This window comes from Paenalcaligenes sp. Me131, assembly GCF_050487225.1.
GTDB lineage: Bacteria > Pseudomonadota > Gammaproteobacteria > Burkholderiales > Burkholderiaceae_B > Paenalcaligenes.
Window position 1 is genome coordinate 806,340 of sequence record NZ_JBKQGY010000001.1, and the last position, 13,375, is coordinate 819,714.

At 49.7% G+C, this 13,375-nt stretch carries 11 protein-coding genes; 5 read left to right on the forward strand and 6 right to left on the reverse strand.

What is annotated here, in order from left to right:
• Nucleotides 1–31 precede the first annotated feature (31 nt).
• The 4 genes from ACLPHM_RS03815 to ACLPHM_RS03830 all read left to right on the forward strand — a co-directional run bounded on the left by ACLPHM_RS03815 (nucleotide 32) and on the right by ACLPHM_RS03830 (nucleotide 6,434).
• Nucleotides 32–2,068, forward strand: coding sequence for a TonB-dependent copper receptor (locus ACLPHM_RS03815; protein ID WP_430219942.1), 2,037 nt, complete (start codon nucleotides 32–34; stop codon nucleotides 2,066–2,068).
• Between the two features lie 227 nt (nucleotides 2,069–2,295).
• Nucleotides 2,296–4,791: a heavy metal translocating P-type ATPase gene (locus tag ACLPHM_RS03820; protein WP_430219943.1), complete on the forward strand. Its 2,496-nt coding sequence runs from the start codon at nucleotides 2,296–2,298 to the stop codon at nucleotides 4,789–4,791.
• Nucleotides 4,792–4,953: 162 nt separating this feature from the next.
• Nucleotides 4,954–5,985, forward strand: a complete 1,032-nt coding sequence (locus ACLPHM_RS03825; RefSeq protein ID WP_430219944.1) for a MerR family transcriptional regulator — start codon at nucleotides 4,954–4,956, stop codon at nucleotides 5,983–5,985.
• Nucleotides 5,982–6,434, forward strand: a complete 453-nt coding sequence (locus ACLPHM_RS03830; RefSeq protein WP_430219945.1) for a GNAT family N-acetyltransferase — start codon at nucleotides 5,982–5,984, stop codon at nucleotides 6,432–6,434. Before ACLPHM_RS03825 ends, ACLPHM_RS03830 begins: the two co-directional genes overlap by 4 nt.
• A 56-nt stretch (nucleotides 6,435–6,490) precedes the next feature.
• Here the strand turns inward: ACLPHM_RS03830 and ACLPHM_RS03835 are convergent, their stop codons facing one another.
• The 5 genes from ACLPHM_RS03835 to ACLPHM_RS03855 form a co-directional block, all read right to left on the reverse strand.
• Nucleotides 6,491–7,063, reverse strand: a complete 573-nt coding sequence (locus ACLPHM_RS03835) for a MepB family protein (RefSeq protein ID WP_430219946.1) — start codon at nucleotides 7,061–7,063, stop codon at nucleotides 6,491–6,493.
• A gap of 124 nt (nucleotides 7,064–7,187) precedes the next feature.
• Nucleotides 7,188–7,382 (reverse strand): heavy-metal-associated domain-containing protein, encoded by a 195-nt coding sequence (locus ACLPHM_RS03840; RefSeq protein ID WP_430219947.1) that lies wholly within the window; start codon nucleotides 7,380–7,382, stop codon nucleotides 7,188–7,190.
• A 79-nt stretch (nucleotides 7,383–7,461) separates the two neighbouring features.
• Entirely contained in the window at nucleotides 7,462–7,968 is a 507-nt protein-coding gene (locus ACLPHM_RS03845) for a DUF934 domain-containing protein (RefSeq protein WP_430219948.1), read from the reverse strand.
• Complete coding sequence (locus tag ACLPHM_RS03850; RefSeq protein ID WP_430219949.1) at nucleotides 7,958–9,970, reverse strand: DUF2849 domain-containing protein; 2,013 nt, start codon at nucleotides 9,968–9,970, stop codon at nucleotides 7,958–7,960. Before ACLPHM_RS03850 ends, ACLPHM_RS03845 begins: the two co-directional genes overlap by 11 nt.
• Before the next feature lie 251 nt (nucleotides 9,971–10,221).
• Nucleotides 10,222–11,079 carry a helix-turn-helix domain-containing protein gene (locus tag ACLPHM_RS03855; protein WP_430219950.1) on the reverse strand — a complete coding sequence of 286 codons (858 nt, stop codon included), beginning with the start codon at nucleotides 11,077–11,079 and terminating at the stop codon, nucleotides 10,222–10,224.
• Nucleotides 11,080–11,205: 126 nt separating this feature from the next.
• Here ACLPHM_RS03855 and ACLPHM_RS03860 point away from each other — a divergent pair, with 126 nt between their 5' ends.
• Nucleotides 11,206–11,751, forward strand: coding sequence for a GNAT family N-acetyltransferase (locus ACLPHM_RS03860; protein WP_430219951.1), 546 nt, complete (start codon nucleotides 11,206–11,208; stop codon nucleotides 11,749–11,751).
• On the opposite strand, the gene ACLPHM_RS03865 is transcribed toward ACLPHM_RS03860, so the two are convergent.
• Nucleotides 11,748–13,199 (reverse strand): sensor domain-containing diguanylate cyclase, encoded by a 1,452-nt coding sequence (locus tag ACLPHM_RS03865; protein WP_430219952.1) that lies wholly within the window; start codon nucleotides 13,197–13,199, stop codon nucleotides 11,748–11,750. The genes ACLPHM_RS03860 and ACLPHM_RS03865 overlap by 4 nt on opposite strands.
• Between the last annotated feature and the right edge of the window lie 176 nt (nucleotides 13,200–13,375).

Below are 13,375 nucleotides of genomic sequence, written 5' to 3' on the forward strand. Positions count from 1 at the left end.
TGTACGTTCAACGTTTATTTCAGGATTTTTCATGTCATACATTCACTATCTGCGGCCTTGTTCCGCAGCGATGGCGCTATGCTGCGTCTACCCTTACGCCTACGCGGCTGACACTCACACAGCACCTACCAAACTCTTTGATCCTTTGGTGGTCACCAGTGTGAAACCAGACCAAACGCCACTGCGTTTCGTGACTGACCCTAAACAGCCTAGACAGCCCTTGCCAGCCAGCGACGGCTCTGATTATTTGTCTACCATTGCCGGCTTTAGCGCCATCCGCAATGGCGGCAGTAATGGTGACCCTATATTCCGTGGCATGTTTGGCTCACGTTTAGCGATTTTGGCAAACAATAGCTATATGCCAGGTGCTTGCCCTAGCCGTATGGATAACCCCACATCCTATATCTCACCGCAAAACTTTGATGAGCTAGAGGTGATCAAAGGGCCGCAAACGGTATTGTGGGGTCCAGGCGCCTCTGCTGGCACGATTCGATTTGATAGGAAAGCCCCCGTATTTGCAGAAGGCCAACCGGTGCAATTTGATGGCAGTTTTACGGGAGGCTCATGGGGGCGAAACGATCAATCCGCCGACTTGGCCGTTGGTAACTCGCAGTACTATGCCCGCATTACGGCCAACAACTCCCACTCCCAAGACTACGAGGATGGCAATGGCGACAAAGTGCCATCCAAATGGAAAAAGTGGAATACCGACGTTGCCGTAGGGGTAACGCCAAACGAGGACACGCGCATCGAATTATCGGCTGGTGCTGGCGATGGTGAAGCCCGTTACGCCGGGCGCGGTATGGATGGTGTGAAGTTCAAACGCCAAAGCGTTGCCTTACGCTTCGAGCAAGAGAACATCAACGACAACTGGCACAAGATTGAAGCCCAACTGTACTACAACTACGCCGATCACGACATGGACAACTTCAGTTTGCGTGAGTTCAACCCTTCGGGTGGCATGATGATGCCGATGACCTCTAACGTAGACAGAGCCACATGGGGCGGCAGATTGGCCACCCAATTCAGTTTGTCTAGCGAAGTAAAACTGGATGTGGGCTTAGACACCCAGCACAGCCGACATCGTGCACGGCGTGGCATGCTGAACACCCACCGCGACAAACCTCGCGTCAAAGATGCACAGTTTGAAAACACCGGCGTATTCTCGGAGTTGCGTTGGCAAGCTACGGACACCCAAGAGATCATTGCTGGCATGCGTGTTGATTTCGCAAGCGTCAAAGACTACCGCGATACCAGCCCTACCCATAACCAACGTCGTACAGATACCTTGTATAGTGGCTTCTTACGCTTAGAACAAAAACTCAGTGACGCCACTAGCTTCTACGCTGGCTTGGGCCATGTACAGCGTATGCCGGATTACTGGGAACTGTTCTCACCAAACATGGGTACACCTGGCAGCAAAAATGCCTTTGATAGCATTAAGCCTGAGAAAACCACACAGGTAGATATTGGACTGCAGCACAAAGCGGATGCTGTCGATATATGGGCATCTGCTTACGTAGGGCACGTGCAAGACTTTATCCTGTTTAATTATCGCCCCGGCGGCATGATGGGCAGTATGAGCCAAGTATCCAATGTCAACGCGCGCATTTTCGGTGGCGAGTTAGGCGTGGAATATGCCTTGTCCTCAGCATGGAAACTGGGTACAACGGTGGCATATTCATGGGGCAAAAACACTACTGACCACCAAGCACTGCCACAAATCCCGCCGTTGGAAACTCGTTTAAGTTTAGGCTACGAGTCGGGTAAATGGTCTGCCGGTGCGTTGTGGCGCATTGTGTCTAAACAAAGTCGTTATGCCTTAAACCAAGGTAACGTAGTCGGTAAAGACTTTGGCCCTAGTGGCGGATTTAGCACCTTAGCTCTACATACTGCTTACCAAGCCAACAAAAACCTAAGCTTCAGCGTAGGGGTAGACAACGTGTTTAACCGCACCTACAGCGAACACCTGAACTTAGCAGGTAATGCAGGCTTCGGTTATGCCTCTAACACGTCCATCAATAACCCTGGCCGCACGCTTTGGGCCACGATGCGAGTCACCTTCTAAACACACCGCCCTTTAGGCTATCAGCACTGGATAGCCTAAAGGGCCGCTACAGCACTGGGCTACGCGCACCGCACACAACACAACCACAATCTATAAATCTGCGTAAAATTCACCTCTATCACTGGCTACCAGACTGATGTATTTTCGCTGCGGCCCTTGCTTGACCTTCACCTTATGGCAATGTTTATGCTTCAGGGTATGCCATATTCAATCATTGGGAGCCACGTATGAGTGAGTCCAAAAACAATTCAGGTTCTACCCCTGCCACAACCATCAGTCTACCTATTGAAGGTATGAGCTGCGCCAGTTGTGTGGGGCGTGTAGAGGCTGCCTTATCCAAAGTAGAAGGTGTGAGCCGCGTATCCGTTAATCTGGCCACTGAACGTGCAGACATACAGGCTGACCCACATACTGATAGGCAAGCGCTCATACAAGCCGTTGAAAAATCGGGCTACAACGTACCAGCGGGCAAGGTAGAACTGTCCGTAGAAGGGATGACCTGCGCTTCCTGCGTAGGCCGCGTAGAGCGCGCGCTGAAAGCTGTACCCGGCGTCAATGAAGCCGCAGTGAACCTCGCCACAGAGCGTGCCACGATTAGCGGTGTAGCCAGTACTGAGCAGCTTATCGCCGCCGTCGCCAAAGCGGGTTACGATGCCAAGCTTATCGACAATGCACTGCAAAATGACGATGAAGCTGCTGAAAAGAAAGATGCAGAACGCGTCGCACTAAAGCGTGACCTAATTTTGGCTGCTGTGCTGGCCTTGCCAGTGTTTGCTCTGGAAATGGGGTCTCACTTAATCCCTGGCGTACACGAACTCATAGCCCATACCATCGGTATACAAGAAAGCTGGTACCTGCAATTTGTACTTACTGCCTTAGTGCTGCTGATCCCTGGTCGCCGTTTTTACACCAAAGGTTTTCCGGCACTGTTCCGCTTGGCTCCAGACATGAACTCACTGGTTGCCGTCGGTACAGTTGCCGCTTTTGCTTACTCCGTCGTTGCCACCTTTATGCCGTCGGTATTGCCCGCCGGTACTGTTAATGTGTATTACGAAGCTGCTGCGGTCATCGTCGCTCTGATTTTATTAGGTCGTTACCTAGAAGCCCGCGCTAAAGGCCGAACCTCTGAAGCTATCAAGCGCTTAGTAGGCTTACAAGCCAAAGTCGCTCACGTCTTACGTGACGGCAACATGGTGGATATTCCTATCGCCGAAGTGGTTACTGGAGACCTAGTAGAAGTACGCCCTGGTGAACGTATTCCTGTAGATGGTGAAGTCACACAAGGCAACAGTTATGTAGACGAGTCCATGATTACGGGCGAGCCTATTCCCGTAGAAAAAACAGCGGGGAGCACAGTAGTAGGCGGTACGGTCAACCAAACAGGTGCCTTCTCTCTGCGTGCGACTGCCGTAGGTGGTCAAACCATGCTGGCGCAAATCATTAGGCTAGTGGAACAAGCGCAGGGCTCTAAGCTGCCTATACAAGCCGTGGTAGACAAAGTCACGCTGTGGTTTGTACCCGCTGTGATGGTGGCTGCGCTGTTAACCTTCTTAATCTGGCTGATTTTTGGTCCATCACCAGCCCTCACCTTTGCATTGGTGAATGCCGTAGCCGTGCTGATCATTGCTTGCCCTTGCGCTATGGGCTTGGCCACACCAACCTCTATTATGGTGGGTACAGGTCGTGGTGCTGAAATGGGCGTATTGTTCCGTAAAGGCGAAGCTCTACAACTGCTTAAAGATGCTAGCGTTGTAGCAGTAGATAAAACCGGTACTTTAACGGAAGGCCACCCATCCCTCACCGATCTAGAAGTTGCTGAAGGCTTTGATCGCCAACACGTACTGGCTCAAGTTGCTGCCGTAGAAGCGCGTTCTGAGCACCCTATTGCCCGCGCCATTGTTGACGCCGCTAATGCAGAAGGGCTGACACTTCCTGCCTTGGATGACTTCAACTCGGTCACTGGCATGGGAGTGCGCGCCATGGTGGGTGAAAACACCCGTGTGGAAATCGGTGCCGACCGCTATATGCGTGAATTAGGTTTAGACGTAAGCAACTTTAGCCAGACAGCACAACGTCTAGGTAGTGAGGGTAAATCACCTCTGTATACAGCGATTAACGGTCGCTTGGCAGCCATTATCGCCGTCGCCGATCCCATTAAGGCCTCCACGCCTGCTGCTATAGAGGCCTTGCACCAGTTAGGCTTAAAAGTAGCGATGATTACGGGCGATAACGAACATACTGCCCGCGCTATTGCTAAACAACTAGGTATAGACGAAGTCGTGGCAGAGGTGTTGCCTGAAGGCAAAGTAGATGCAGTACGTAAACTCAAAGCCAATTACGGCAAGGTGGCCTTCGTGGGTGACGGCATTAACGACGCCCCAGCCTTAGCAGAAGCCGATGTAGGTTTGGCCATTGGTACCGGTACAGACGTAGCGGTAGAGTCTGCAGACGTAGTGCTGATGTCAGGTAGTCTGCAAGGTGTGCCTAACGCTATTGCCCTGTCTAAAGCCACCATTGGCAATATTCGTCAGAACTTGTTCTGGGCATTTGCCTACAACACAGCGCTGATTCCAATCGCCGCAGGCGCACTGTATCCTGCCTGGGGGGTGCTACTGTCGCCGATTTTTGCGGCCGGTGCCATGGCATTATCTAGCGTGTTTGTCTTGGGTAATGCACTGCGCTTGCGTAGCTTCCAACCCCCACTGCGAGACAGCAACCACTAAACCAAATAATGTGAGCACAGCAATGGCTCACCAATTCCCATAAAAACATCACGCCCTGCACGCTAAAACGTGTGGGGCGTGATGTTTTTTGCAACACAATTCGCACTACCTATTGACCCTAACGTAACGTAAGGCTTTAGAGTAAGCCCCATGTAGTCGTGAATGAGCGGAGCGAAGATGTACTGGAAAGTCGGCGAACTGGCAAAAATGGCTGACGTCAGTGTACGCACACTGCATCACTATGAACACATAGGGTTATTGACGCCATCCGGCCGTAGTGAGGGTGGTTATAGACTGTACGATCAGCAAGACGTATATAGGCTGATGCAGATTTTGTGCTTAAGCCAAGTCGGTATGCCGCTAGCTGATGTGCAGCAAGTACTGGCACAGTATCCAGATGGCATTTTGGGACACTTGAAACAGCACCTCAAGACATTGTCTGAACGCATTGAGCAGATGCAAGTAATAAGAGACAGGTTGCAAGTAGTTATGCACAAAATTGCGGATAACCAGCAGCCCACATGGTTAGATTGGGCTGTTAATCCCGAATTGATTACCTTGTATCAAAAATGGTGTGAAACGGATGATTTCGACACACTGGCTTTATACGAATCGTATTTACGACAATCTGCTGTGTGGCAAAAGCAAACAGCCTCGTTTGCACAGTTACAGAGCGCAGGCGCCTCTGATGAGCTCTTGCAAGCACAGGCGTGGGATATACGAGCAAATTTTGAAGAGCTAACTGATTTCAATCTCTATTGCTATGCGCAAGTATGGGGTGAGGGAGTACAGACTTCATTTGCTACGGTGAGTACTAAGACCCTGAATGACATTGCTTGGTGCTGGGAGCAACTGCATTTGCAGCAATGGTGCTCAATGTTGCCCGATGAGGCTGGTACTGTCCTTCAACACACTCATCATCAGGCCATCGTGGCGTGGCCCTCTATAGTTGCCCTCTTGGATGCCCTAGATAAGCAGAGCGTCGAACCATTACAGGCATATACAAACATGGAGCAGTGGTTGTCTGCACTGAGCCTGGCAAACGTACAACATGAAAAACAACTCATGATTTGTTTTTTAACAGAGCCCGCCTTAAACAAAGGCTTGTGCCTGAATGACGCAAGGCGAAAACAATGGCAGGCATGGCTGTGCCATGTGTTGACCCGTAGTGAAGTAGCAAAAGGAAGAAAATGACTATACGCATAGATACTGCATCTACAACAGATTACCCATGTTTGTTAGAAATATGGTCCACCTCAGTGTTGGCGACTCATGACTTCTTAAAATCAGAGGACTATGAAGAAATTAAACAGCAATTGATTCCGGCATATTTTCCGGCAGTCAGCTTATATAAGGCTACGCATAACCAGAGCCAGAAAACCCTAGGCTTTCTAGGCGTGTTAGAGAGCTGCGTAGAAATGCTATTTATTGATGCCTGTGCGCGGGGGCATGGTGTGGGTACTACGTTGCTGAACTACGCAGTGCATGAGTTAGGAGCGACTAAGCTGGATGTAAATGAGCAAAATACCCAAGCCGTAGGTTTTTATTTGCATTACGGTTTCGTACAAACGGGCCGCAGCGACTTGGATGCGGCAGGCAAACCGTATCCTACGCTGCACTTCAATTTACCTAAGCATATCTAGTGTAGAGGCTCAGGCAGACTACGTCTTTCACCACATAGCAGCGGTTCCACCCAGCCTTAGGTGTTAAACAGACGACGTAGCAATTCCACGTTCACCGTGCCATCCTGGTCTAGCGAAATAAAGTATCTACACTGCCATCGTTGCGTGACTATTGCGGCCTTCGCTGTTAGCTGTACCCACGGCGGGTAGACACGCATAGCACGCTTACCACCCTCGCCAGCACTAGAGAAAACACCTTTAGCGACCAATACAGCTTGATCGAACACAAACAGCCCTTTATGCATTGCATCGCTCACGCCTACCAGCACAAACGCTATACCATCGCGGCTATCTAACGGAGCAATATCGCCGTCAGGTGTAGGACGTTTCCATATTGTCACAAACTGCCCTAGCTTGGTAGGCGTTGTTTTGGCTGTACGAAAGACAACTTTATGACCATTCAATGCAAAGCGCGCAGCGCCGTACTCCGCGCTTTCAGGCTCGCATACAACCATCTCGGTCAAATGCAGACCTGCTGGCTCAAATACCTGCCCTATAGCCACCATCACATCGCCAGGAAGAGATTCAGCAGTATCTAGCTTCCTCGGTGCTATGCCAGCAGTATCTATCTTCGTGTTATCGCGTTTCAAAAAAACCTGCTTATATTTTTCATCAGGCTGTATTTGATCACGAAGACGCTTTCTACTGCCAAAAAACATCACGCCCCGCACGTTTTACCGTGCGGGGCGTGATGATGAGTGGGTTTAAAACAGCTTATAGCGCTTTAGGCGGATAACCTGCGGCTGTTAAGGCCGACACAATTTGCTCTTGCGATGCGGAGCTTTGAATCGCCACTACTTTAGCAGCCACGTCAGCCTCTACTGTGGCAGCAGGATCCAATGCCTGTACTGTTTTAGTCACTCGCGTTGCGCAGCCACCGCACGTCATATCTTGAATCTGGAATTTCATCGTTTTACTCCTTAGAAGAACCTATCACTATCCTAAGGATTCCCACTGTTGTAAGGTCAATCGTTTTCTCACTACTACGTTAGCTAGTTGATGAAACCGCCTCTTTAACCGGTGCTGAGCGCAACCTATGCAGCAACGTTAAAGGACTACTCTGTTGATGCGTATAAGTTTTTGCTGCCTCTTCCCATCTGGTTGCAGGAAACGTCGTGCTAGACGCCACACTACTAATCCCACACTGCAGAAGCATCACAAACTGATCGGGCAACAACGGCCCTACTGCACGAATATCACCCGTAAAACCATGGCGCTCACGCAGGAGCTTTGCCAAGGTAAAGCCACGCCCATCACGCGTTTGCGCAAAGCCTATGGCTACCAGCTGCACCTTATCCAACACCGGCAAAAGCTCTGTAATGTTGTGATAACTGTTCACCCATACACCAGCCGCATACTCCCCTGTTTCTGCGTGGTAAGCCTCCCAGTTTTCTAACGCAATGATGCGTTGTGATGCGGGCTGCTCTGCTGCCCCCTCTTGCTCTGGGTACCACCAGGTTTCGGCTTTCACACGGCCTTCAGCATCAAACAGCATGAGTAAGTGCCTCCTTAAATACAGTAATGCCTACACGGTTATAGGTATCAATAAAACGTTCGGACCCCTGACGTTCTTTTAAGTAAATGTCGACTAAGGCTTCGATCACTTCCGGCACCTCATCGTATGACACGGATGGGCCTAAAATTTTTCCTAATGCCGCGTCTTGGTCAGAGCGACCTCCTAAGGTGATCTGGTAGCTTTCCTGTCCACCTTTATCCAAGCCTAAAATCCCTATATGCGCGACGTGGTGGTGAGCACAGGCATTAATACAACCCGATACGTTAATGCTCAATGGCCCTACTTCTCGCTGTTTCTCCTCTGAAAAACGTAAAGCGATACGCTGCGCCACAGGGACTGATCTGGCGGTCGCCAAGCTGCAATAGTCCATGCCAGGGCACGCAATAGAATCTGAGACCAAACCAATGTTCGACGTTGCTAAACCTGCGTCACACAACGCTTGCCACACGGCATACACATCATCTTGCTTCACATGCGGAAGCACCAAGTTCTGACGGTGAGTCACGCGCACTTCATTTAATGAGTAGCGCTCTGCTAATGACGCAACCAGCTCCATTTGCTCGGCACTCGCGTCGCCTGGAATGCCCCCATTAGGTTTCAGCGAAATCACTACGCTAAGGTAACCAGACTGTTTATGTGGATGCGAGTTATGGTCTACCCAATGGGCGAATGCCGGATTTTGTGCACGAGCAACGGTAAACGATGCCGAATGCGGCGCTAGATTTTGCTCTAACGCAGGTGCCACAAAGCGAGCTTGTACGGCCTCTACAATAGTGCTATCCAACGCAGGTCGGTCTGCCAGCAACGCCGCAAACTCGGTATCAATCATCTGGATGAAGGTTTCTGGCTTAAGCTCGCGCACCAGAATTTTGATACGTGCTTTGTAGATATTGTCGCGTCGCCCTAAGGCATTGTAGACACGCAAAATGGCTTCTATGTAACGTAGCAAATCGCGCTCAGGCAACCATTCGCGGACCAATGTACCAACTACTGGCGTACGGCCTAATCCGCCCCCAGCATAGATATGGAAAGCAATCTCACCTGCTTCATTTTTGTCAGCAATAATGCCTATATCGTGAAAACGTATAGCGGCTCTATCGTCTGCACTACCGGTAATCGCAATTTTGAATTTACGCGGTAAGTAGGTGAACTCAGGATGTTCGGTAGACCACTGACGCATAATCTCGGCGTACACCCGAGGGTCTACACGCTCATCGGCGGCCGCACCGGCGAACTCGTCTGTTGTGACGTTACGAATACAGTTCCCGCTGGTTTGAATGCAATGCAAGTCGGCATCGGCCAGTACCGATAGAATCTCGGCCGCATCCGATAATTTGGGCCAGTTATATTGCAAGTTTTGGCGTGTCGTAAAGTGACCATAGCCCTTATCAAAACGTCTGGCCACATACGCTAGCTGAGAAAGCTGCACCGCACTTAAAGTGCCATAAGGAATCGCCACCCGCAGCATGTAACCGTGCAATTGCAGGTATAGACCATTCATGAGCCTATACACTTTGAACTGTTCTTCAGTCAGCTCACCCGACAACCGGCGTTGCACCTGCTGCGAGAATGCTTGCGCACGTTCTTTCAGAAAAGTCCGTTCGCTATCGTCGTATTGGTAAATACCAGCATGGGGGGCAAACTCGCCCGCGGCAGGGGCTAACGAATTACTGTACTGATCCTGTTCTGCGCCTGCCTGTTTCCCTAAATCAGCCCGCACCGAAGGGCCACGAGCACGCAGTTGTTCTCTGAACGTCACCGGCACAATGCCCTTAGGCGTACGCTCGGCTTCCTGCGGCACTGGGTCCACAATTTCGTTATTGGTCACGCCCTCTTGCGCGGCCTGCTGTGCAGCTACCAGCGCTTCCTCATCAAAGGCGTGGGCGTGCTCTAAAGCCTCCACCCATTGATAGCGGCTATCTAGCCATACCACTGCCCCATCATGCAGCCTATTGGCAGAAATCAAATGGTAGTCACTCATCGTATACCTGTAGGATTGGAGGCAACGTACACCTAACCGTAGCCGTATCCTTGCTACCGTTACCTAGTCAAAAAACAGACCCTGCGCATGGCAGGGCCATAGCCATCATGCTGTTTATTGTGACCAGACAACCCATAGCTGACAAAGTATAAAAAGGCATATGCAAATGCTTGATGCGTTACTGAGCTTGTCCTAGCAACTCTAACGGGTGTCCCGCAACGCACACGCATCTATGCCATCATGCAAGGACCTTACATGCGTATAGCTCTATACTCGGTAGGCCCCATCCCTGTGTGACGACTAAAGTATTTGCTTAAATAGGACGGGTCTACAAAGTTCAGCGCATCGGCAATCTGTTGAATGCTATGTTGCGACTGCCTAAGCTCTTTTTTAATTTCCAGCACCACTTGCCTATCGATTAAGGTTTTGGGCGAATCATTAAAGAAGCGTTTAGTCAGTTGCGACAAATAGTAGGGTGTGATGTGTAAAGCATCCGCATAAAACGCTACCTCCCGATGCTGCCTGCACTGCACAGCCAACATCTCCCAGAACTTCCAGCAAATCATTTCCTGTCGGCTGTAATCATTACGTAACTGCTGTTTATGGCTATCTGCTTGTTCGCTGAGAAACAAAAACAAGTTCTGAAACGCATTAATCAGCATTTGCCGTCTATACCCAGAGGGGCGTGCAAACACCTGCTTTATATGCTGCTCCCACACGGATACAAAAGCTTTGCTATCTGGCGTAGCGGCAAAATAAGGGTGCTTGTTCAAATAGGCAAACAAGTGATTGGGTAATAGGTACGCGACGTCTGCCGCACTGGAGCGTTTTAATAAATAATACGAGCACAGAAAGTCTTGGCTGCGCTGTTTTAGCAGTGCAATAGAATCCTCCGCCAAGACCAGAAAATCATGCTTTTTTAGGTGGTATGACTGAAAGTTCACCTCGAACTCGGCCTCACCTTGCTGACAAATCACTACCACCACGTACGCCAACGGTAAAGGATGCTCTGGCATGGCTTGCAAAGTGGCCAAGCCATGCGTGATGTCCTGATCCTCTATCCCTAACAAAATAGACTCAGTTTCTATTACCTCCTTAGCAATAGCCATAAAACCTTATTTTTATCCTATTTTGTTTTCAAAATTACCTTTTTCACCCAAGTCTGTACCTTAGCACAGTCTGCTATTCTTTCTACACTTCTCTCTGTTCAGTCATTACCTACACAGGAGAAAAACATGTTGAATACAGAACGCCTGATTCTCAGACCGTGGCGAGACAGCGATGCCGCCAGCCTTTATCACTACGCTAAAGACGAACGCGTAGGCCCTATCGCTGGTTGGCCTACCCACCGCAGCGAGGCAGAAAGTTTGGAAATCATTCAAACCATTTTTTCGGGCGAAGAAATATACGCCGTTGCCTTAAATACCGACGACGTCGCTATTGGCATGATTGGTTTACTAAAAGGGAAAAACAGCAACTTCCCGCTGCCAGAGACTGAGGCTGAAGTTGCTTATTGGATAGGCGTGCCATTCTGGGGACAAGGCTTAATCCCTGAAGCGCTGCGCACAATCATGCAGCACTCGTTTCAGACACTACAACTAGACGCGTTGTGGTGCGGCTACTTTGCCGACAATGAGCAGTCGTTCAAAGCACAGGCCAAATGCGGCTTTCTTCATCACCATACCGAAGAAAACCAGTTTAACCCGTTCATGAACGACTACCGTACAGAGCACATCAGTCGTATCACCAAGGAAGAATGGCTGCAGCAGCAACAGGCTTAAGCTTCTACCCTATTTCTGCCGTTGCGTTTGGCTTGGTACAGTTTTTCATCCGCCTGCTTCAACACAGTGGCAGAGTCGCTACCGTCGGTAGCCGATACGGCCACACCCAATGAGATCGTGATGTGCCCAACCTCTGGCATCTCTGTCGTTTCCACTTGAACGCGCAGTCGCTCTGCAATCTCTATGGCGGCATCCACACCTGTGCCTGGCAGCAAAATCAAAAACTCCTCACCACCAATACGGCACGCCACATCACCAGAACGTATGCTATTACGCATCTGCACTGCTAATTCTTGCAGCACTATATCGCCCGTATCATGGCCATAGGTGTCATTCACTTTCTTGAAGAAATCAATATCCACGGAAATCACCGAGAACATGCGCTGCATATGGCCGTATACACGTAGTTCTTGATCTAAACCACGGCGATTCAACAAGCCTGTTAAAGGATCGGTGCGGTTGTCTTTGTCGAGTTTTTCAATATTGCGCTTTAAAAAGCCCATGCCCATCAAGAGTGCTTTTTTCAACTCATGCGCTTCAAAGTACCAAGAACGCACATGGCTGATTTCACTTTCTGTGCCCGATGAATGCATCATACGAGCATTTTCGGCCAGCAATCGCAACGGTTTGGCAATCTTACGCGCGCCCCACCACACTAGCAGCAATGAAATCACCGCCACTGGCAAGGTTTTATTAATGACTTGTCGCATCAGCCCTTCTAACGGTTCTAAGGTGGCTGACTCTGGACGCTGCGCCACAATACCCCAACCACTGAGGGGCACGGGAGCATAACCTGCCAACATCGTAATGCCTTGGCTATTGACTAACACCATACTGCCAGCCTGCCCTTGCACAACGCTATTTACCACATCATTATCTTCTACTACATCGCCTACTCGCGACGTATCGGGGTGATAAATCACTTGTTTTTCGGCAGACACCACATACAAATAAGAGCCATCCTTATAAGGGTGATGACCTAACAACCTATTTAAAATGCTTTCTTTTTTTAGGTACAAACTGCCACCCACTAACCCACGGTATTTACCGCTTTTATCAAAGATGGGGTGGGAAATAAACACAATGAAATTACCTACCGTAGATAAGTACGGCGCACTGATCACCGGTGCTTGTCGTTCTAAGGCCTCTTGTATGCCAGGGCTGTCTAAACTGAGCCCCGTCAACTGTAAGCTCTCTGGTGACGTGGCTTGCACCGCACCGTTCTGATCGATAATCAGCACAGAGTTAAAACTATCGGTTTGTAAGCGCAGCCGCTCAGCCTCGACGTGTAAACGCTGTTCATCGCCCAGCATGTCTTCCAACAACTGGGCACTAATTTTCAGTTGTTGTAGCGCGGAATGTAAGAAATCATCCGTACTATTAGCAAGCTTTTGCGCGTAGTTCGAGTTGCTTTCCAGCGTATTTTGCACAAGCTGCTGACGTTGCACCTTGTAGCCTGCGTAAAAAGTATTTACAAGCGTGACCAAGCAACTGAGAATAGTCACCAGCAGGATTAGCCGCAACAAATCTATTTTTTTAAACAATTTTGCAAACCATCAATCAGAAATACTGCACCAGTCTGGCGTCATTGTATTCTGCCATTGATGACGCAAATATCATAGAA

Excerpts from the sequence above, each read along its gene's own strand:
- ACLPHM_RS03820 (WP_430219943.1), top strand. The coding sequence starts at position 2,296 with ATGAGTGAGTCCAAAAACAATTCAGGTTCTACCCCTGCCACAACCATC.
- ACLPHM_RS03855 (WP_430219950.1), bottom strand. The coding sequence starts at position 11,079 with ATGGCTATTGCTAAGGAGGTAATAGAAACTGAGTCTATTTTGTTAGGG.
- ACLPHM_RS03850 (WP_430219949.1), bottom strand. The coding sequence starts at position 9,970 with ATGAGTGACTACCATTTGATTTCTGCCAATAGGCTGCATGATGGGGCA.
- ACLPHM_RS03815 (WP_430219942.1), top strand. The coding sequence starts at position 32 with ATGTCATACATTCACTATCTGCGGCCTTGTTCCGCAGCGATGGCGCTA.
- ACLPHM_RS03825 (WP_430219944.1), top strand. The coding sequence starts at position 4,954 with ATGAGCGGAGCGAAGATGTACTGGAAAGTCGGCGAACTGGCAAAAATG.
- ACLPHM_RS03830 (WP_430219945.1), top strand. The coding sequence starts at position 5,982 with ATGACTATACGCATAGATACTGCATCTACAACAGATTACCCATGTTTG.
- ACLPHM_RS03845 (WP_430219948.1), bottom strand. The coding sequence starts at position 7,968 with ATGCTGTTTGATGCTGAAGGCCGTGTGAAAGCCGAAACCTGGTGGTAC.
- ACLPHM_RS03860 (WP_430219951.1), top strand. The coding sequence starts at position 11,206 with ATGTTGAATACAGAACGCCTGATTCTCAGACCGTGGCGAGACAGCGAT.
- ACLPHM_RS03840 (WP_430219947.1), bottom strand. The coding sequence starts at position 7,382 with ATGAAATTCCAGATTCAAGATATGACGTGCGGTGGCTGCGCAACGCGA.